Source organism: Streptomyces sp. NPDC012466, from assembly GCF_042955215.1.
Classification (GTDB): Bacteria; Actinomycetota; Actinomycetes; order Streptomycetales; family Streptomycetaceae; genus Streptomyces.
Map to the genome: position 1 here is coordinate 438,536 of NZ_JBIBEQ010000008.1, position 18,409 is coordinate 456,944.

The window sequence follows — 18,409 nt, forward strand, 5'->3', positions numbered from 1 at the left end:
GTTGACCCGGCACTCTCGCCCGCATCCGACAGCACGTCAGCAACTTCTTCGGGGGCGCGTCTGGCACAGGTAGGTGTCGTCAGCGGTGACGGGCAGACCGCACCGCCCGATGACAGCCCGCACACATCTTCAGCGCGTCGTGCTCCATGCCTCGGCACGCTTTGCAGACGGGTCCCCCCCCGGGCGTCGCTCCTGGATTCTGCGGCCTGGACCCCAGTGCCCGCACTCGGCTTCGAGCAGCCGCCCCGCGCATCGTGACAGAGCCGTCCCGCATGACCGGTTCTGAAGGGCAGCGCCGCGATCGGCGCAGGCCACCGGCGTGACTTTGTCGCCGTGGCCAGCACCCACCGACAGTGGCAGCAGACGAAGTCGCCTGATCGGCATCGGAGCCGAACGCGCAGTTCGCCGCCTTCAAGCGAGAAGCAGACGCCCGCCGCCGTGCTGCTCCCCGAACGGCAGCAGCAAGATCAGCAGACAATCCCCGGCCTCCGGCCCGATCGATCAGATCCTAGGTTTGACAAAGTCTAATCTTAGGCCTAGTTTTCAAGCTCCTTGAGCAGGTGTGTGTGGCCTGGGTGAGTTTGTTCGTGTCGGCTGGCCGCCGCCCCGGCTCCCTACTGAATCGGAGTTGGACATGAGGTGCTACGACTGCCTCCAGGAGGCGCGCAGCGACACCACCGGTATCGGTGTGTGCTCGCGCTGCGGCTTGGCTACCTGCGAGAACCACGCCCGCGTACGTCAGGCACAGGTCACCCGCCAGATCGGCATGGGCGCTTCGTACGGCCGTATCCCGGCGCGCAGGGTGGTGTGCCACACCTGCGACATGGCCGAGACGGCGCACTGACCCCAATGGTGCGCTTATCGCACCCGCCCCGGTCGCCGAATGCGCGCTGCCCGTACCGAGCACGCGCTCTGGCCTGCTCGGACGCCGCCCCGGGTCACGGGCGCGGCGTCCAGGCCTCAGCCATGGTCACGGCTCGGTGCGCCCTGCTGGAAGGTCCTACCCGGCAGGCCGGACCAGCGCCGGCGGGCACGGCTCGCGGCCGCCCGCGCACACGGGCTTCCTCAAGGTCCAGGGCCCGCAGGACCCGCTGTTGTGGGAAGAATGGTCGCCATGAGGTATGAAGGCTCTTCCATCGACCCGACCAGGCCCAGCATTGCCCGCGTCTACGACTACCTGCTCGGCGGCAAGGACAACTATGCCGTGGACCGTGAGATCGGCGACGTGTTCAAGCGCGACCTGCCCGGTTCGGTGGCCATCGCCTTCGCCAACCGCGCGGCCCTGACCCGGGCGGTCAGGGAGATCGCGAAGACCACCGGCATTCGGCAGTTCATCGACCTGGGCAGTGGCCTTCCGACCGCGGACAACGTCCACCAGGTCGCGCAACGGCACGCTCCCGAGTCCCGGGTCGTCTACGTCGACATCGACGTCCAGGTGTTGGTCCACGGCCGCGCCCTGTTGGAGAACAACGACCGGACGCGCGTCGTCGCGGTCGATGTGCGCAACCCCGAAGGCATCCGCTCTCACCCCGCCACGCTCGAGATCATCGACTTCACTCGTCCCGTCGCCGTCATCCTCAGCGCCATCCTTCACCACGTCAACGATGACGAGGACCCGGCCGGCATCGTCCGTTACTGGCGCGAACAGGTCCCGTCCGGAAGCTACTTCTTCATCAGCCATTTCCGCTCTGGCAACAACCCGGAGACCATGGAGGCCGAGAAGGTCCTCCAGCAGACGTTCGGCCGCGGCCGGTGGCGCACGGACGCGGAGATCGCCGCCCTGCTGGACGGCCTGGAGATCCTCGACCCCGGGATCGTCCCGGCGTCCTTGTGGCGTCCCGACGAGTCCGACAATCCGTGGAACGGTGGCGAAAGACGAGAGCTCACGGTCTGGGAAAACCTCATCGCCGCCGGCTTGGCCCGGAAAGCCTAGACGTGTTGCCCCCGATGGCGAACGCCGGGCGGTTGCGTCTTCGGCCGCCGGACCGCTGCTGCTGCGAGACCCGTCCCGGCGCCCCCCGAGACGGGTCTCGCGGGCGACGTGGCTAGCGGGCCATGGCGCGGTGCCGGTCGCCTGTCCCTGTCGAGGCCCGGCAGGCACGGCATCCGTCGACGGAGCATGTGCGCATGCGAAGGTCTTTGGTTCGTCGGGACCTGATACCGGCGAGCGCCCGCCCCGGCCGCGCCAACCCTCCTGGCCGCCCGGGCCGCACCAACCCTCCTGGCCGCCCCGGCCGTCCGGACCGTGGCGGCCCGAACCCGTCGTCACCGGCCCACGGGATCACCGTCGGCACCGTCGTCGCGGCTGCGCAGTGTCATGTGGCCGCCGTGGTGCAGCGGAGTACCCGGCCGCAGACGGGTCACCTCGTGCCCCGTCTCCGCGTCGACGAGGTGCACCTCGCCGTGGCCGCCCCGGCTGACGGCGATCCAGTCGGAGCCCGGTGAGGCGGCCACTGCCCGGCGCTGGACGCCCTCCCAGGGGGTGCCGCCGCGGCGCGGAGCGCCCTCCATGGCCGGCAGGGGAATCCGGCGGACGGTGCCGTCGGTGTCCAGGAGGACCAGCTCGTCGCCGTCGGGGTGGATGCGGGTGAAGGCGGTGTGGCGCCGGGCGAGGGCCAGCCGGAAGACGAGCCCGGGGCCTAGTTCCGTGTGGAGCGAGCGGCCCGTCTCCAGGTCGTGCTGCCACGCCTGGTTGGTCCATTCCGGCCAGCGCAGCGGGTTCGGGTCGCCGCCGCGCAGCGTGCTCCACAGCGCCCGTCGACGGGTATCGAGCCGGAGGTACCAGCCGCGGGCGGGCGACTCCCAGGGGAGGACCGCCTCGCTGACGAGTACATCGCCCTTCCTCCGGGCCCGGTGCACTCCCTCGCCCGTGGCCGCGAACACGTCTCCCGTGCCGGGTGCCTGCGCGTCCCCGTGCCCGTCGTCCGGCAGCGGCAGGACCGCGTGCGGTGTGACCGGGGGGCAGCCGGGCGGAGTCGCGAGGAGGTCGGCGAACCTGTGGACGGCCAGCTCCCCGGGCTCTCGGTGCCGGAGCACGACCAGCGGATCGTCGCCGCCCAGCACCGTCACGCCCGGTTCGCCGACGCGGGTGCGCACCCTCGCCGTGTCTCCCGTGGCCAGGTCGAGGACGGTCAGCAGGTCCGACCACGGTTCGGTGTTCTCGCCCAGTCCGGTGGTGACGGCCAGCCGGCGACCGGACGGGTCGCAGGCGAGGTGCTCGGCCGGCACGGCGACCGGGACCGCGCGTTCCACGAGCTTCTCGGCGAACGGATCGAGTACCAGCAGCTCCCCGCGACGGTCGTCGACGCAGGCCACCCGCCCGCCCGGCAGCGCCAGGAACCCGGCGTGCTCGGAGAGATGACGGCCGGTCAGGCTTCCCACGACGGCGCCGTCCGGCACGGTCAGCACATGGACGCATCCGTCCACATGGTCGGAGACGAGCAGAACGGGTGCGGGCATGGGTCCTCCAGAAACCGGTCTGGTGAAAACGATTATCATGTATCTTCGGTGCGTTCCCGGTATCTGAGAAAGAGCGAGGGCATCGATGCTGCGCGCACCGTCGAGATTCGTCCGTGGTTGGATCACCGCAGCGGTGGTGGGTTCCGTTCTGGTCGGCTGCGGCTCGTCGTCCGGAGAACCCGCGAGTGACAAGGCCAAGCCGGCGGCGAAGACGGACGTCACCGTCGAACCCATCAAGGCGTCCACGGAGTTGACCGACACCAATGGCGTCAAGGTCTCTCTGAAGAAGGAACCCGAGCGGATCGTCTGCCTGTTCGCACTCTGCGACGACATCCTGACCGAGCTGGGCATCGTCCCGACGGCCACCAACAGCGCGTTGCTCGCCCACCCCGACTTCCTGGGGGAGGAGAAGGCCAAGGGGGTCGACGTCATCCCCGGCGGATTCATCGCCCCGGAGGTGGAGGCGATCCTCTCCCACAAGCCCGACCTCGTGATCGGCCTGGGAGACACGCACGGCAAGCTCGCCCCGGCGCTCAAGGGCGCCACGACGTTCTGGGCCATGCAGCCCGAGACGTGGGAGGACAGCGTGGGGTACCTGCGTGACCTCGCCGCGCTCACCGGGCGCACCGCCGAGGGCGAGAAGGCCGAGAAGACCTTCCGGACCAAACTCGCCACCGCCGAGAAGGCTCCCAGCGACAAGACCGCTCTCATCATCTACGGCAGTGACGAGAACTTCGGCGTCGCGACCCCGGAGGCCGACGTGACCGCCAGCCTCTTCCCCAAGATCGCCGAATACCCCTGGAAGTCCCGTGGCGTGGAAGGCAGTTACAGCCTCGAAGAGATTCTCGCCCAGGACGTAGATGTGCTGTTCGTCGAGACGCTGAGCTTCGGCGACGCGGACGGCAAGCTGTCGGAGAAGCTGGCCGAGAACCCCCTCTGGGGCAAGATCCCGGCGGTGAAGAACGGCGACGTCCACGAGGTGAACCCGGAGGTGTGGGCCAAGGGCCGCGGCACCCGCTCACTCGGCATCGTCCTCGACGAGGCCACGGCCGCCCTGCGGTGAGGAAGCCCCTCTCGGCGCCCGTCGCGTCGGGCGGACAGCGGGCGTCGCGCGGCGCGCGGAGGGGGCAGCCGCTCCTGGTGGTCGTCCTGCTGGCCGTCTCCTCGGTCTGCGCGCTCAGCCTCGGCACCCCCTACGTCCCACCGCACCGGCTGGTCGCCGCGGTGCTGGACGGGGACACCACGCTCGCCGGGATCGTCGTCACCGAACTCCGCGTGCCCCGACTGGTGCTGGCGCTCGTTGCCGGAGCCTGTCTGGGCGCGGCCGGGCTGGTGCTCCAGGAGGCGCTGCGCAATCCCCTGGCGGTGCCGGAGATGCTGGGCGTGTCGTCCGGTGCCGCGCTGGGGGTGGCCGCGCCCCTGGTGCTGAGCCTGTCGCTGCCCGCCGCCGTCCAGCCGATGCTGGCCATCGCCGGGGCCGCGCTCGGCGGCGGTCTCACGCTCCTGGCCGCCGGGCTCGGCCGCAGTCCGTCCGCGGTGCTGCTGACCGGCGCCGCGGTGGCGGCCGCCTTGCAGGCCGCGCTGCTCGTCCTGATGGTCATGGCCGACCAGTTGGACCTCCAGCTCATCTACCGTTACCTGCTCGGCTCCCTGTCCGCCCGGACCTGGGACGATGTGGCGGGTCTGTGGCCGTGGCTGCTCGTCGCGGCCCCCGCGCTCGTGCTGTGCGCGCCGGTGCTGTCGGTGATGCGGCTGGGCGACGAGGACGCCGAGGCGCTGGGTGTGCGCGCGCAGCGCGCCCGGCTGGCGGCACTGGCCATCGCGGTGGTGCTGATCGCCCCGGTGACTGCCGTGTGCGGGCCCGTCGCGTGGGTGGGCTTCCTCGCCCCGCACCTGGCCCGGTGGTTCAACCCCGCGGCGGGGGCGGTGCGCTGGCTCCCGTGGTCCGCCGTCTGGGGCGCGGTCGCCGTGGTCGTCGCCGACCTCCCGGCCCGGCTGGCATTGGCGCCCGTGGAGACACCGGCCGGTGCGTGGACGGCCCTGCTGGGGGTGCCGGCCGGGGTCGCGCTGATGCGGTCGGGCGGTCGCGGCCGGGCGGCCCGGCGCCGGCCGGCCGCCTCGGCCGCGGTGCGCGAGCCGCTGCCCGGACCGAGGAAGGCGGCTTCCGGTGCCGCGGACGACATCCCTCGCGCCGGGGTGTCGCACGACGTCAACGCAGACGCGCCCGGGCACGGCGGGCTCGACGACGGCTGCCCGCCCCCTTCCGGGGCGACCAGAACGGAGGACGTACGGTGACCCGGCGATTCACGGCTCTCGCGGCACTGGCCGCCGTGTGCGCCGGAGTGGAACTGGTGGTCGGGCGCGGCATGTCCCCGGGCGTGGCCTGGGACGTCCTGATCGGTGGCGGTGATGTGACGGAGCGTCATATCCTGTTCCAACTGCGCCTGCCCAGGCTGCTGGTGGCTCTCGTCGCCGGTGCCTGTCTCGCCGTCGCGGGGCTGGTCCTGCAGTCCGCCCTGCGCAATCCCCTCGCCGGGCCGGAGGTGACGGGCGTGACCCCGGGGGCGGTGCTCGGAGCCGTCACCGCGACCGCCCTGGGGCTCGCCGGGTGGGACTCGCCCCTGGCCGTGATCCTCGCCGCGTGCGCGGGCGGGTGTGCCGGAGCCGCGCTGCTGTGGCTGCTCGCCGGCCGCGGGCGCGGTGACCCCGCGCAGACCGCCGTGCACGGGGTGCTGGTGTCGGCGGTGCTCGGCGGACTCACCGCCATGGTGCTCCTCGTGGAGCCGGGCCAACTCGGCAGTGTCGTCCAGTGGCTGGTGGGCACCACGGAGGGCCGGGTGTGGCAGCACTGGCACCTGCTGTGGCCGTGGGCCCTCGTCTGGGGGGCCGCAGCCTGGTTGTTGGCCGGGCCGTTGACCCTGCTGCGCTGCGGGGACGACATCGCCCTGGCCGCCGGCCTCTCGGCTCGCCCGGCCCGGACCCTGGCCCTGCTGTGCGCGGTGGCGCTGACGGCGGGCGCGGTGGCCGCCGTCGGAGCGCTGGGCTTCGTGGGACTGCTCGTTCCGCACCTGGCCGTGGCCGTCTTCGGTGCGGACCTGCGGGTGAGCCTGCCCGGCGCCGCCCTGGTGGGCGCGGTGGTGGTGTGCGGGGCGGACGCGGCGGCGCAGCTGTCCTCGCGGCTGCTGGCGCTGGCGCTGGACTCCGGACGGCTCACGCTGCCGGTCGGGGCGCTCACCGCCTGCCTCGGTGCCGCGTTGCTGCTGGTCGTCGTGCGCCGCACACCGAGCCGTACGTTCTGACGTCGAATCGAGGACAGAGCATGACCGAGTCCGTGGGGATCCACGTCGAAGGGGTCCACTTCGGCTATCCCGGGCGACCTGTACTGCGGGGCGTGGACCTGACCGTCCGGCCGGGAGAACTGACCGCCCTCATCGGGCTGAACGGCTGCGGCAAGTCGACCCTGCTGCGGCTGGCGGCCGGGCTGCTGCAACCGGACGAAGGGCGAGTTCGCCTCGGAGGGGACGACCTCGCCCGGCTGTCCCGGCGGGCCACGGCCCGGAGGGTGGCCCTGCTGCACCAGTCCGCTCCGGCCGTTCCGGGCATGACGGTGCGTCACCTCGTCCGCCAGGGGCGGTACGCGGCGCGCGGACCGCTGGGCATGCTGCGCGAGGGCGACGATCCCGTCGTGCACCGGGCGCTGCGGGACGTCGGGGTGGAGGAGTGGGCCGACCGTGACGTCGACGCGCTGTCCGGAGGCGAGCGGCAGCGGGTCCGGCTGGCGATGGCGCTCGCCCAGGACACGCGCGTCCTGCTGCTCGACGAGCCGACCACCTACCTGGATCTGCACCACCAGCTCGACGTGCTGCAGACGGTGGTCCGCCTGCGTCAGGAACGTGGGCTCACCGTGGTGATGGTGCTGCACGACCTGGCCCACGCGGCCCGGTTCGCCGAACGCGTCGTCGCCCTGCGCGACGGCCGTGTGGTGGCCGACGGAGCACCGGGCGAGGTGGTGACCCCGGGATTGCTGGCGGACGTGCTGAAGGTGGCGGGACGGGTCGGTCGGGACCCCGAGGGAGGCTGGCCGGTGTGTTACCCAGATCACCCCCTCCCAGCTCTAGAATATGAAAATCAAATTCATTAACGTGTGTCACGGCGCTCACTCGAACGCCTTAACTCCCGGATGTACAAGGAGAGTTCATGGACAACGAGCAGATCTTCACGCCGATCGCCGACCAGGGTCAGCTGGCCCACGCCTCGGCCTCCCACTCCAACGCGCTCGTCGAGAACCCCTTCGACGACAACGAGGAGTAAGCGAGGGTCCGGCCACCCTCGACCGTGGGCCCGCCCGTTGCCTTCCGGGCGGGCCCACGCCCATCCCCCACCTTTCGTCAGGAGGATCGCCGTGTCCCGCAGCCGACTCGTCGCCGGTGTCGAGGTCGTCGCCGTGCCCGGGCGAGGGCTCGCCGTCCGGACCCAGGAAGGGGAGTTCCTCAGTGTCAGGACAGGGAGTGCCGACGAAGACGTTCTGCTCTCCCGGCTCACCGGCGTGACGACGGGCTCGGTGGGCGAGGGACTCGATCGTGTGGTGCGGGCGTTCGAGGAGGCAGGTTATCTGGCGGAAGGGCCGCAGGAATCGCGGTGGCCCGCCGCTCGCCGGGACATCCGGATCCTCGGCGACCCGGTACTGACCGAACCGCTCGCCGCGCAGCTGGCCGCCCTGGGAGCCAGGCCTCTCACGACCGAGACCGTCACCGCCTCGGGCGGATCACCGGTGGGCGTCGAGGACCTGCTCGACTCGGACCCCTCCGCGGTCGTGTGGTGCCTCGACGGACCCGTGCCGGACGGGCTGTGGGACGCCGCCGACACCCTGCCCGACCACGGCGTCGCGTGGCTGCGCTGCCACCGCGAGGGCTGGCAGGCGTACGTCGAGCCGGTGGCCGCCGCTCCCGGAGACGTCACCTCGGCGCACGTCCGATCCCGCCGGCTCGCCGCCACCCCCGCCCACCGCGAACTGGCCGCGTACTGGAGCGGACCTCGTACCTCCGGCGCGCCGGTCCGGCTCGCCCCGCCCGCCGCCACGCTGCTCGCGGCGCTGCTGGCGGACGATCTCGGCCGGTGGGCCACCGGCGCCTCGCACACGGCCGGCCTCCCGGCCCGTCGCCGCCTCCGCCGCGTGGACCTGCGTACGCTGACGGTCACCGAACACCCCGTCCTCCCGGTGCCCGACGTCGCACCGATGCCGAAGAAGGACGGATGACAGCGCTCGACGCGACCGTGGAGGAACTCGCCACCGACGTGCTCCTCCCGGCCGGCGACGGCCCCTTCCCGGCCGTCCTGGTGCGCACTCCCTACGACCGGACCCGGCACCGGGCCGAGGCGCGCGGCTGGGCCCGCCGCGGATTCGCCACCGTCGTCCAGGACGTGCGCGGCCGGTTCGCGTCACCGGGGGAGTGGCACCCCTACGCGAACGAAGCCGCCGACGGCGCGGCGGCCGTCCGCTGGATCCGGCGCCAGCCGTGGAGCGACGGCCGGCTGGTGGCCGTCGGCGCCTCCTACGCGGCCCACTGCGCCCTCGTCCTCGCTCTCGACGTGGCCGAGGACGCCCGGCCCGACGCCGTTCTCGCGGCCGTACCCGCCCTCGGCCTGGCGGAGACGGCACGCGAGGCGTCCGGCGTGGAGCGGCTGCTGTCCCGCGCCGGATGGTGGGCCGCCCACGGTGACCGACCGGACTCGGACGAGAGCGCGCTGGGCAAGGCCCTCACGGCGGACCCCGGTCTCCTCACCCATCTGCCGCTCACCGGCCTCCCCGAACGGCTGGGCCGCGGGCTGCCCTCCTGGGCGGGCCTGTGGCGGCACCGCGACCGCGGACGCCTGATCGCGCGGGCGGCGCACGCCACCATGCCGTTGCTCGCGGTGGGCGGCCACCACGACCACTTCACCGAGGACACCGTCGCACTCTGGCACGCCTGGGGCGGACCCTCGGCGCGGCTGCTGCTGGGCCCCTGGGGCCACGGCCTCGGTTCCACACCCGGCCCCGACGCCGGCCCGGCCCACCGGGTGAACCTGGGCGAGCTGTACGTGCGCTGGACCCGCCGCGCCCTGGCCGGCGCACTGGTCCCCGGCCGCCACGGCTCCCAGGCGCTGGGCGGATCCGATCTGTGGCTGCCCGCCGGTACGGAGGGCGAACCGCGCACCCGACGGCCGCGGCTGCTGCACGGGCCCGCGTTCACCGCCGATCCCGGCCGGCCCGTCCGCTCCGACGATCTGACCGTCCCCACCGACGGTCCGCCCGACCGCTGCCTGTTGGTCACCCCGCCGCTCCCGCGTCCGCTCGACGTGGTCGGCCCCGTGAGCGTGCACCTGCGGGCCACGGCCCACACACCGTCCGCCGACTGGGCCGCTCGGCTGGTCGCCCTCCCACCGGAAGGGGTCGCCGAGAGACTCGCCGTCGGAATCGTCCGGCGCGACGAACGGGCAGGCCGCGAGGCCGCGTTCACCGTCGGCCTCGGCCGGATCGCGCGTCGGCTGAGCGCCGGCACCCGGCTGCGCCTGGAGATCGCCGGGCACCATTTCCCGGCCCACGCCCGCAACCCGCACACCGGGGAGGACCCGGTGACGGCCGGCCGGCTGCACGCCTCCCGACGCGAGATCGATCCGGACAGCGTGGTGCTGAGCCTGCCTGTGCTCCCGTCCCGCCCCACCCCTGTCGACCCCGCGGAGGAGATCCTGACATGACGACGCTGACGCTGGAAGCACTCGTCGACCCCGTCTGCGGCATCGTCCGCAAGGTCGAGCCCGTCGAGCACCCCGCGGGCGCCCCGCCCCGCTACACCGCGCTCACGGCCGAGATATCCGACGCCCGCAGACACGGCCTGTGGCCCGCCGACCGGGTCTCCCTCGGCACCACCTTCGGCGACCCCGGCCAAGCCCGTGTCGCCGCGATAGCCGAAGGGGTGGAGCGGTACTGCGGCAACCGCGTTCCGCCGCCCGGCCACCCCGAGGCCCCCGTGCGGGCCACCGCCACCGAACTGGCCGGCAAAGGCCTGCGGCTCTACGGCCCGGGGGACCTGCCCGCGTACGGCGACTGGCAGTACGCCCGGGAGAAGTTCCCCTACCGCCCCCTCACCCCCGACACCCCGGCCCTGTGGACGCGCGGCACCGAACTGCTGCCCGGCGGACTGACGGCGGACGTCTGGGCGCCCGTCGCGCTCACCCACCTCAACTGGCGCCAGGGCGAACTGCGCGAGCTGCCCCGCACCCACCACCTCAACTACGCCGGGATCGCCACGGGACAAGGTCTCGACGACGCCGTCGAACGCGGCCTGCTGGAGATCGTCGAACGCGACGCCCTGGAACTGTGGTGGCATCTGGACGGCCCGGCCCGCGGCATCGACCCGGCGAGCGTGCCCGGCCTCGCCGAGGACCTCGCCGGGTCCGCGTTCGACGTCCACATCGTCGAGATGTACTCGGAGTTCGCCCCCTGCATGGCCGCTCTCGTGCACGACCCGCGCCTCGGCCTGTACGCGGCTGGGTTCGCCTGCAAGTACGACCCGGCCGAAGCCGCCCGCAAGGCCGTCCTGGAAGCCGTCCACACCTGGGTCTTCACCCAGGGCCTGACCGGCTCCGGCGGCTGGGTGTTCCAGGCCGTGGAGGCCGGGCTGCTCGCCCGCGGGCTGTACCTGGACCACCGGGCCGACGGCCGCTATCTCGACGTGTGCGGTGAGCAGTTCGAGCACGTGAGGGACCTGGGCGCCCATGTGCAGGTGTGGCTGGACGAGAGGATGGCCGCCGAGGCCAGGCGGTTCACCGAGCCGGCGCTCGGGACCGTGTCCCTCGACGAGGTCGAACACGGCAGCCGGCATCGGCTGGACAGCACGCTGCACGCGGGCGGCCACCGTGTCATGACCTTCGACCTCACCACGGAGGACGTGGCCGAGACCCCCCTGCGTGTCGCCCGGGTGCTCGTCTCCGGGCTGCTGCCCAACGCCCCGGCCGCCTTCGGCTACTTCGGCTGCCCGCGCCTCGCCGAGGCCGCCGTCGCCCGGGGGTGGCGCACGAGCCCGCCGAGCGCGCCGGAGGACTTCACGCTGGCGCCTCCGCCGCACATGTGAGGGCCGCACCCGTGGAAGACCTCTGCGAGGACCGCCCGGTGGACCTCGTCGCCGCCCTCGCTCGCGCCCGCTCCCCGGAGCCACCCGGACCCGACACACCCGCCGGGGGAGCGGTCCGGGCCTGGCCCGGACCGCCGTGCCCCCTCCCGCCGGCGGACCCGGCCGCCCTGGACCTGGGGGCGTTGCTGCGCCACTCGCTCCGCGCGGCGGACGACTCCGGACGCCTCAGGCCCGTGTCCTCCGCCGGTGCACTGCACCCGGTGGACGCCGAACTGCACGTGGGCGCGGGCTGCTCCCTGCCGCCCGGCCGCTACGGCTACGACCCGCTGCGGCACCGCGTCCACCGCCTCGGCCGGCAACCCGAGGGCACACCGCCCGGCGTGACCGCCGAACTCTCCGTCACCGCACGGCGCACGGTCTCCCACTACGGCCACCGCGCCTGGCCGCTGCTGCTGCTGGACACCGGGCACGCCGCCGCGGCCCTGTTCCTCGCGGCCCGCGCGCTGGGCACGGACGAGCCCGAGGTACGGCTGGACGGTCTCGCCGAGAGCCCACTGGCCGCCGTGCACATCCCGCCGCCCGGCGGGCGGGGCGGCCCGGTGCACCAGGAGGGCGGGCGGGGCCAGGCGCACCCGGACGGTGGCGCCCGCGTCCTGGACCCGCCGGGGGGCTCGGCCACCCCCGCCGAACTGCTGGCGCGCCGCAGTACCCCACCGCCTCTGCCGGGCGCCCCGTCCCAGGACGCGCTGCTGGCGGTCCTCACCACTGCGGAACGGGCGGTCACCGGCGCGTTGCGGGAGGTCCTCACGACCGCCGCACGGCCGGGCGGCGGCGACCTGCGCTGGTGCGCCGCCGTGGGCCCGCCACGACCCGCCCTGATGGTGCTGTCCGCCGACGGCACGACCCTGCGGCGGCACGCGGCGGGAGAGGCCCGCCCGACCCTCGCGGCCTGGGCCGCGGGCCAGACGTGGATCGCGGACGCGGGCGCCGTCCTGCTCGCCCACGGCTGCCCCGCGGACGCCGACGCCGTGCACATCCGCCGCGCCCACCTGCGGGCCGGCTTCGCCGTCCACCTGGCCCATGTCACCGCCCTGCGCCACGGGCTGGCGGCTCGGCCCGTCGGCTCGTGGCAGCAGGCGGACCTCGGCGCCGCCCTCGGCGCCGCCCCGGGCCGGGACTGGGTCGTCCACGCACTGGCCCTCGGCACCCGCCACGCCGACGAGGAGAACACCACGTGATCGTCCACCCCGAGCTGCTCCGCGCCGCCAGGGGCGCCCGGCGCCCCCTGCTCGCGTCCGCCTTCCTGCTCGGCGCCGTCACCCTGACCCACCTGGCGCAGGCCGCACTGCTGGCCCTCGCGCTCGCCCACCTGGCCCGCGGCGACACCGGCCGGCTTCCGTGGCTGCTGGCCGCGGTGCTCGCCGTCGTCGCCGCCCGCGCCGGGCTCGCCCTGTGGCAGCGGCGCACCGCCACCCGTGCCGGGGCCCGGGTCAGGGTGGCCCTGCGGGACGAACTCCTCACCCACCTGGGCCGGCTGGGGCCCGCCCACCTGACCACCGCGAGGGCCGGAGCCGTCCGCACCACCCTCGTCGACGGGGTGGAGGGCGTCGACGCCTACGTCTCCCGTTACCTGCCCCAACTGCTGATCACCCTCACCGTGCCGCCCCTGGTACTGGCCGCCCTGGCCGTGGTCGAACCGTGGGCACTCCTCGGCCTCGTCCCCGCCCTGCTGCTGGCCCTGGCCGGTCCGCGCGCCTGGGACCGGCTCCTGGCCGCCCGCGGCAAGGAGCACTGGGACACCTATGAAGGGCTCGGCGCCGACTACCTGGAGGCGCTCCAGGGCATGCCCGCCCTGCGTGCCGCCGGCGCCGTCGGGCGCACCCGCGCACGCCTGGAGGAGCGGTCCGCCGCGCTGCACCGGGCGACCGTTGCCAAACTGAGGGTGTCCCTGGTCGACACGGCCATCACCGACCTCGCCATCCAGGGCGGCACCGCCGCGGCCGCGCTCCTGGCGTGCTGGTCGGCCGTCACCGGATCCACCACGGCGACCGGCACCTATCTGGTGCTGCTGCTGGCCTCCGAGTCCTTCCGGCCGGTCCGCGACCTGGCCCGCGAATGGCACGCCGGATACCTGGGCGTGTCGGCCGCGGACGGCCTCGCGGCTTTGCGCACCGCCGAGCCGGCCGTCTCCGGCACCGGAGAGACCCCCGCCCACTGGACGACCCCGCCCGAAGTGCGCTTCGACAACGTCCGGTTCACCTACGACGGCACACGGGCGCCGGCCCTCGACGGCGTCTCCTTCAGCGCGCAGGCGGGACGGACGACGGCGATCGTCGGCCCTTCCGGCGCGGGCAAATCCACGCTGCTGGCCCTGCTCCTGCGCCACCATGACCCGCAGGAAGGCAGGATCACGCTCGACGGGCGCCCCACGGCCGAGTACACCCTCGACTCGCTGCGTCAGGGCATCGCCGTCGTGTCGCAGGAGACGTACCTCTTTCACGCCAGCATCGCCGACAATCTGCGCCTGGCCCGGCCCGGCGCCACGGACGACGACCTGACCCGGGCGGCACGCGTCGCCGGAGTCCACGACGAGATAGCCGCCCTCCCCGACGGCTACGCCACCGTCCTCGGTGAGCGCGGCGCCACCCTCTCGGGTGGCCAGCGCCAGCGTCTCGCCCTCGCGCGCGCCCTGCTCGCTGACGCCCCGGTGCTGGTGCTCGACGAGGCCACGAGCGCGGTCGACGAGCGCCGCGAAGCGGACATCCTCCGGGAACTGATGAACGCCGCGAGCGGCCGGACCGTCCTGGTGGTCGCCCACCGGCTGGCCGCGGTCCGGCACGCCGACCGCATCATCGTCCTCGACGAAGGGCGGGTGGACGCCGTCGGCGAGCACGCCGGCCTGGTCGAAGCCGGCGGCGTCTACGCGCGGCTCGTCGACGCCGGCCGCGCCCACCGAGGGGAACTCGCCGCATGAGCACCGTCACCACCGCCACCGCACCCTCCGCGGCGGACGTACCCGCGCGAGGCGCACTGCGGGCCCTCCTCCCCGCCCTCGCCGCACACCGCGCCATGACGGCCCGCACCTGCGCCGCCGCCCTCCTCGAACAGGGCTCCCTCGTCGCGCTGGTGACCCTGGCCGCGCACACCGTGGGTACCGCCGTCATCGAAGGGCGAGCCCCCTCGGCCGCCACCGTCACCGCACTGGTCGCCCTGGTCCTCGTCCGCGCCCTGACGACCTGGCGGGAGATGGACCTCTCGCACGACCTGGCCTACCGGGTGCTGGCCGTACTGCGGGTGCGCGTCTTCGACGGACTCGCCCGCAGCGCGCCCGCCCGCATCGCGGGCCGGCGCAGCGGCGACCTCGCCGCCACGGCCATGGCCGACGTGGAGGCGCTGGAATTCTTCTACGCTCACACCACAGCCCAACTGCTGGCGTCGGCAACGGTGTTCACCGGCGGCTCCCTGGTCCTCGCCGTGGTGGAACCGTGGCTGCTGGTGGCCGTACTCCCGGTCGCGGCACTGCTCGCCGCGGCACCCTTCGCAGACGCGCGCGAGCGCGCGGCACGCGGCGGACGCACCCGGGCGGCCGTGGCGAGGCTGTCCGCCGACACGGTGGAGACCGTCGACGGGTTGCGCGAACTGCTCGCCTTCGGCCGGCTCGCGGAACGCCGCCGCACACTGGCGAAGCGGGGACGGCAGGTGGGCGACGCCCAGCGCGCCGAGGCCACCTGGGAGGCGGTCGCCGCGTCGGTCCGCGACCTGCTCATCGTGGCCGCCGTCCTCGGCGTGGTCACCGCGGCGGCGCAGTCCGTGACCTCCGGACGGCTGCACGGCGCATGGGCCCCGGCGGCGATGGCCCTGGCCCTGTCCGTCCTCGGACCGGTCGCGGAGTCGGCCCGCGCCCTGAGCCAGGCCGTGGCACTGCGCGCCGCGGCCGCCCGCGTCGGCGCGGCCGTCAAGGCCCCCGCTCTCGCCCCACCGCCCCCCGCTCCCCGTCCCCTGCCGCCCGGCCCGTTGGGTGTCCGGCTGCACGGCGTGCGGTTCGACTACGGCGGACAGCCCGTGCTGGACGGCGTCGACCTGACCGTCCCCCCGGGTCGGACACTCGCCCTGGTCGGTGTCTCGGGAGCAGGCAAGTCGACCTGCGCCCACCTACTGGCCCGGTTCTGGGACCCCTCCCAGGGAGCGGTCCAGCTGGTGTCCGCCCACGGCGACCCCGTGGACATCCGGGACGTGAGCGACCCCGAACTACGGCGGGCGGTCGTCCTCGTGGGACAGGAGACACCCCTCTTCCACGGCACTCTCGCCGAGAACCTGCGGCTCGCCGCACCCGAAGCGGACGACGACCTGCTCGCCACGGCAGCGCGCCGGTGCGGCGTCGACCGGATCGCCGCGATGGACACCCTCGTCGGGGAGCGCGGCGCAACGCTCTCGGGGGGACAGCGGGCCCGCATAGCCCTCGCGCGTGCGCTGCTGGTACGCCCGCGCGTCCTCGTCCTCGACGAGTCCACCGCCCACCTGGACAACACCGGCGACGCCCAGCTCGCCGCCGCGCTGCGGGAGGAGGGCCGCACCACGATCGTCATCGCCCACCGGCCGGCGACCATCCGCCGTGCCGACCGCATCGCCGTCCTCGAGAAGGGCCGCATCACGGAAGAGGGAACCTGGGAGGACCTCACCAGCCGCCCCGGCAGCGCGCTCAACCGCGTACTCACCACCCCCTCCTGAGCGCGGGACGGCGCCCCGGGGTCCGGGCAGGGGGAGGCTGGCAGGGGGAGGAGTCCCACGTGTATGCGCCCTTGTGTCCGAGACCGAGGGCGGATTCGCCGCTCGCCGCGTCGCTGACGGACAGGCTCTTGCCGCACTCACTCGTCGACGCACCGGGGCCGCCCCTCCGTGTCGCCCGCACGTTCCACCTGGACGTCCGGCCGTCCCTGATGGTGGGGCCGGGCCGATGAGCGTCGCGTGGGGGGCGGTGCGAGCGCGCGCCCCGGTGCTGACCCTGGTGAGCTTCTTCGTCCTCGCCGGCGCGATGTCCGGCTGCGCGAGCGGCGACGACGACCGGCCACGGATCGTGGTGACGACCGACATCCTCGGTGACGTCACCCGGGAGATCGTCGGGCAGGAGGCCGACGTCAGCGTGCTGATGAAACCCAACGCCGACCCGCATTCCTTCGGCCTGACGGCCGAGACCACGCTGAGCAGGGGCATGAGCACGGTGCCGGGCGGCCGGCGCGGCAGGGTGACGACCGGGCTGAGAACTCGTCCGCCCGTCGGGGCGGGGGGAGTTCAGGCGTGCCGGTCCGTGAGGGCCGGTGTGGTGTTCCGGGTGAAGTGGCACCGGTCGCACACGCCACTCAGTTCTACCGTGTGCTCGACCTCGGCGAAGCCCATGACCTCGGCCACCTTTTCGGCCCATCGCTCGACCGTGTCCGCCTCCACCTCCGTGCTGAGGCCGCAGTCGCGGCAGACGAGGTAGTGGCGGTGTCCGTCGGCGGGTCGCGGCCGGTAGAGCCGTTCTCCGCTCCTCTCCCGCACGACGTCGAGCTGTCCGGAGCGGTCCAGGGCGTGCAGGGTCCGGTACACCGTGGTCAGGCCGATGGTGATGCCGTCGGCCTCCATCGCCTCGTGCAGCTCCTGGGCAGAGGTGAAGCCGGCCCGCTGATGCAGGGCGCTCAGGACGGCCTTCCGTTGCCGTGTCGTGCGCAACGGCGCCGGCAGGTGTGTGGCTGATGTTTCGCGCAGGGCTGCCCACCTCCAAGTGATGACGCACACGGTAATCATTTCCATCACGGAGTCAAAGAAGTCGAGGGCTTGGGAGGTTGGGGGCAGGGTGCGTGTTCACCATCCAGGGTTCGAGCGTCCGCGGGGTGTCGAGAGCCGGGTGCTGGGACTCATTCACGCCCGCTTCCTCCCCAGGAAGCGCCGTCGTCGGCTGTCAGGGCAGGTGCAGGAGGTTGAGCCGGTAGCCCTCGGCCTGGGGCAGGCGTTGCGCGGCGATCGCGGACACCATCTGCTGGTAGGGCAACGGAAGTTCGGCCAGCAGGGGGCCGGGGAGGCTGGTGAGGGTGTGTGACGCCAGCACGCCGATCCCGGGGCGCCAGTCGGCCAGTCCGGCCGGGTCGGGGCAGTTCCAGTGCATGCGGGCGTCGACCTTGCTGAGGGCGTCGTGCTGTTCCTGGGTGTCGAAGAAGCCCGGGCCGGCGGTGTCGAGGGCCAACAGGGAACCGGGGAAGCGGTCGGCGAGCAGGTCGACGACCCGGCGCACATCGGGTTCGTGCAAGTAGGGCAGTACGGCCTCCGCGACGAACAGGCACGGCCCGTCGGTGCGCGAGGCCACCTCGACGGCCCATGACTCGTCCGTCACCGAGGCCGCGATCATCGTCCGGCGCGGCGTGTCCGTGAAGAAAGTGCGCCGCAGGGCGATCACATCGGGCAGGTCGAGTTCGAACCACCGGGCGCGGCCGTTGTCCACGCGTTCGTGACGCGTGTTGAGGCCGGTGCCGATCTCCACCACGGTTCCGTCGGGGTGCTCGGAGAGGAAGTCCGTCACCCATCGGTCGAACAGGAGAGTGCGCAGCAGCGCGCCGGTGAGGCTGGGGAGGTCGTCGAAGCGTCCGAAGTCGTAGTCGATCGACGCGACGATCTCTTCGGCCCGCGCGTCCCTCAGCAGGGCGTGTTCCTTGCGGTTCTCCACCGCGCGGGCGTACAGCGGGATGAGGAGTGTCTCCTGCACCGTTCCCAGGCGCGGCTTTTCCCTGTCCATGAGCGGCCTCCCTGACACGGGTGTGTACCGGGCCGGACGGTGCCGTGGCTGCGACCACCGGCCGGCCCGGAGC

Annotated in this window: 16 protein-coding genes and 1 pseudogene; 14 read left to right on the plus strand and 3 right to left on the minus strand. The window is 73.5% G+C overall.

Annotation, left to right across the window (positions count from 1 at the left end):
* Positions 1-634 precede the first annotated feature (634 nt).
* Both ACFY9E_RS29470 and ACFY9E_RS29475 read left to right on the plus strand, forming a co-directional pair.
* Entirely contained in the window at positions 635-844 is a 210-nt protein-coding gene (locus ACFY9E_RS29470) for a DUF2180 family protein (RefSeq protein ID WP_344456402.1), read from the plus strand.
* A gap of 261 nt (positions 845-1,105) precedes the next feature.
* Positions 1,106-1,933 carry an SAM-dependent methyltransferase gene (locus tag ACFY9E_RS29475; RefSeq protein ID WP_390989021.1) on the plus strand — a complete coding sequence of 276 codons (828 nt, stop codon included), beginning with the start codon at positions 1,106-1,108 and terminating at the stop codon, positions 1,931-1,933.
* Positions 1,934-2,265: 332 nt separating this feature from the next.
* On the opposite strand, the gene ACFY9E_RS29480 is transcribed toward ACFY9E_RS29475, so the two are convergent.
* Positions 2,266-3,459, minus strand: a complete 1,194-nt coding sequence (locus tag ACFY9E_RS29480) for a hypothetical protein (RefSeq protein WP_390989022.1) — start codon at positions 3,457-3,459, stop codon at positions 2,266-2,268.
* Positions 3,460-3,544: 85 nt separating this feature from the next.
* Here ACFY9E_RS29480 and ACFY9E_RS29485 point away from each other — a divergent pair, with 85 nt between their 5' ends.
* The 12 genes and pseudogenes from ACFY9E_RS29485 to ACFY9E_RS29540 all read left to right on the plus strand — a co-directional run.
* Entirely contained in the window at positions 3,545-4,522 is a 978-nt protein-coding gene (locus tag ACFY9E_RS29485; protein ID WP_390989024.1) for an ABC transporter substrate-binding protein, read from the plus strand.
* A 77-nt stretch (positions 4,523-4,599) separates the two neighbouring features.
* Positions 4,600-5,754 (plus strand): iron chelate uptake ABC transporter family permease subunit, encoded by a 1,155-nt coding sequence (locus ACFY9E_RS29490; RefSeq protein WP_390989181.1) that lies wholly within the window; start codon positions 4,600-4,602, stop codon positions 5,752-5,754.
* Positions 5,751-6,758, plus strand: coding sequence for an iron chelate uptake ABC transporter family permease subunit (locus ACFY9E_RS29495; protein ID WP_390989026.1), 1,008 nt, complete (start codon positions 5,751-5,753; stop codon positions 6,756-6,758). Before ACFY9E_RS29490 ends, ACFY9E_RS29495 begins: the two co-directional genes overlap by 4 nt.
* Positions 6,759-6,778: 20 nt before the next feature.
* Positions 6,779-7,600 carry an ATP-binding cassette domain-containing protein gene (locus ACFY9E_RS29500; protein ID WP_390989028.1) on the plus strand — a complete coding sequence of 274 codons (822 nt, stop codon included), beginning with the start codon at positions 6,779-6,781 and terminating at the stop codon, positions 7,598-7,600.
* A 56-nt stretch (positions 7,601-7,656) separates the two neighbouring features.
* A complete protein-coding gene (amiA, locus tag ACFY9E_RS29505) occupies positions 7,657-7,770 on the plus strand; it encodes a streptamidine family RiPP (protein ID WP_240797855.1) in 114 nt (37 codons plus the stop codon).
* 91 nt (positions 7,771-7,861) lie between these two features.
* The gene (locus ACFY9E_RS29510; protein ID WP_390989030.1) at positions 7,862-8,716 is read left to right on the plus strand and encodes a hypothetical protein; all 855 of its coding nucleotides are present in this window, start codon (positions 7,862-7,864) and stop codon (positions 8,714-8,716) included.
* Positions 8,713-10,194: a CocE/NonD family hydrolase gene (locus ACFY9E_RS29515; protein WP_390989031.1), complete on the plus strand. Its 1,482-nt coding sequence runs from the start codon at positions 8,713-8,715 to the stop codon at positions 10,192-10,194. Before ACFY9E_RS29510 ends, ACFY9E_RS29515 begins: the two co-directional genes overlap by 4 nt.
* Complete coding sequence (locus tag ACFY9E_RS29520; RefSeq protein ID WP_390989032.1) at positions 10,191-11,570, plus strand: YcaO-like family protein; 1,380 nt, start codon at positions 10,191-10,193, stop codon at positions 11,568-11,570. The genes ACFY9E_RS29515 and ACFY9E_RS29520 overlap by 4 nt, the downstream gene beginning before the upstream one ends.
* Before the next feature lie 11 nt (positions 11,571-11,581).
* Positions 11,582-12,808, plus strand: a complete 1,227-nt coding sequence (locus ACFY9E_RS29525) for a SagB/ThcOx family dehydrogenase (protein ID WP_390989034.1) — start codon at positions 11,582-11,584, stop codon at positions 12,806-12,808.
* Complete coding sequence (locus tag ACFY9E_RS29530; protein WP_390989036.1) at positions 12,805-14,544, plus strand: ATP-binding cassette domain-containing protein; 1,740 nt, start codon at positions 12,805-12,807, stop codon at positions 14,542-14,544. The genes ACFY9E_RS29525 and ACFY9E_RS29530 overlap by 4 nt, the downstream gene beginning before the upstream one ends.
* Positions 14,541-16,298, plus strand: coding sequence for an ATP-binding cassette domain-containing protein (locus ACFY9E_RS29535; protein ID WP_390989038.1), 1,758 nt, complete (start codon positions 14,541-14,543; stop codon positions 16,296-16,298). The genes ACFY9E_RS29530 and ACFY9E_RS29535 overlap by 4 nt, the downstream gene beginning before the upstream one ends.
* A 226-nt stretch (positions 16,299-16,524) precedes the next feature.
* Positions 16,525-16,758, plus strand: a pseudogene (locus tag ACFY9E_RS29540) (metal ABC transporter solute-binding protein, Zn/Mn family); the annotation flags it as partial.
* Between the two features lie 101 nt (positions 16,759-16,859).
* On the opposite strand, the gene ACFY9E_RS29545 reads toward ACFY9E_RS29540, so the two are convergent.
* Together ACFY9E_RS29545 and ACFY9E_RS29550 are read right to left on the minus strand one after the other, a co-directional pair.
* Positions 16,860-17,279 (minus strand): transcriptional repressor, encoded by a 420-nt coding sequence (locus ACFY9E_RS29545; protein ID WP_390989182.1) that lies wholly within the window; start codon positions 17,277-17,279, stop codon positions 16,860-16,862.
* A gap of 229 nt (positions 17,280-17,508) precedes the next feature.
* On the minus strand, positions 17,509-18,336 hold the full coding sequence (locus tag ACFY9E_RS29550) for a class I SAM-dependent methyltransferase (RefSeq protein ID WP_390989040.1): 828 nt from the start codon (positions 18,334-18,336) through the stop codon (positions 17,509-17,511).
* Positions 18,337-18,409 lie beyond the last annotated feature (73 nt).